Consider the following 1,434-nt stretch of genomic DNA (forward strand, 5'->3'; position numbering starts at 1 on the left):
GCCGGGAGCCATCGGATCGCAGGCGGTCCGGCGCCTCCGACCCCGGGACAAGTTCGGCCAGTTCCTGAAGTACGTCCGGCAGGTCTACGACCTGCCGGCCCTCCTGCACGCCGTGCCCGACCGCCGCCCCCGTCCCCAGGTCCCCACCGCCGCAGTCCTCGGCAGCCTGATCTTCGGAGCGGTCCTGCGGCTGCGCAGCCTGAACGCTCTGGAGGGAGCACTCCGGCACCGGCCGTTCCAGCGCCTGCTCGGCCGGCGGCTCAGCGAGGGGGTCAAGACCTTCAGCGCCGACACCATCGCGCGGGTGCTGGACGGACTGGACAGCGAACAGATCCGCCGACAACTGCACCGCGTGGTGTTCACCGCCGACCACAACAAGGCCTTCCAGGAGGGCCTGCGCGCCGGACTCCGCTGCGTGGCCATCGATGGCTGGGAGCCCTGCTGCTCCCAGGCGCGGTCCGGCCCGGCCTGTCTCACGCGGCAGCGCGGCAGCGACGCCTCACCCGGCCGCACCGAGTCCTACCACCGCCTGGCGGTCGCCCTGCTCCTCGGGCGCGACGCGGACGTTGTCCTCGGGGTCGAACCGCAGCTCAACCTCGCGGAGCGCCACCGCGCCGGGGAGGTCGAGGCCACCACCGATGAGGGGGAACTGACCGCCGCCCTGCGGCTCGTCCACGACCTCCACCAACGGTACGGCGCCCTCATCCACCTGTTCGTCCTGGACGGCCTCTATCCCAATGGCCCCATGATGACCGCCATCACCCGCTGCGGTCGCAGCGCCGTCATCACCTTGCGCAAGGACACCGACGAGCCTCTCAAGGAGGCCCTGGCGCTGTTTCGCAACCAACCCCCCACCCGCGAGTGGGACGACCTCGAACGGCGGGAGCACGTCCGGGCCTGGGACATCCGAGACCTCCGCACCCTGGACACCTTCGACGGACCGATCCGGGTGGTCCGCTGCGAGGTCTCGCCCTTCGGGGTCGCCGCCCCGCCTCACATCTGGTGCGCCGCCGTGATTGGCCCGGCGGCGGCCCATCTGACCACCCGTGCGGTGCTCGACATCCAGCGCGCCCGCTGGCACATCGAGAACACCGCCTTCCACCAGTGGACCGTGCACTACAACCTCGCCCGCGTCTACCGACACAGCCCGCGCGCGGTCCTCAACGTGGTCCTGCTCTGGATGCTGGCCTTCAACCTCATGCAACTGTTCGTCTACCGGCGGCTGCGCCGCCGGCGCCACCCCCTCGACCCCTGCCACACCATCCTGCACATCGTCGCGCAGATGCGCGCCGGCCTCGCCACACTCCGCGCCCGCGTGCTCTGGCCCGCGCCCGCCGATACCAGCTGAAAGGCCGGCGGTCCCGCCCCCGAACCTCGGCCCGGGGGACGGAACCGCCGGCCCGCTTCCTTAGGCCGCACCTTCCCGCGCCACCA

General features: G+C 71.8%; 1 protein-coding gene. It reads left to right on the forward strand.

The genetic code is table 11. The features are described 5' to 3' along the window. Nucleotides 1-1,348: transposase (locus ACRDSQ_RS05435; RefSeq protein WP_431419333.1), on the forward strand; the 1,348-nt coding region annotated here is incomplete at its 5' end. Nucleotides 1,349-1,434: the final 86 nt, after the last annotated feature.

The sequence above is a fragment of the Actinokineospora sp. genome (genome assembly GCF_050699995.1).
In the GTDB taxonomy this organism is placed as follows: Bacteria; Actinomycetota; Actinomycetes; order Mycobacteriales; family Pseudonocardiaceae; genus Actinokineospora.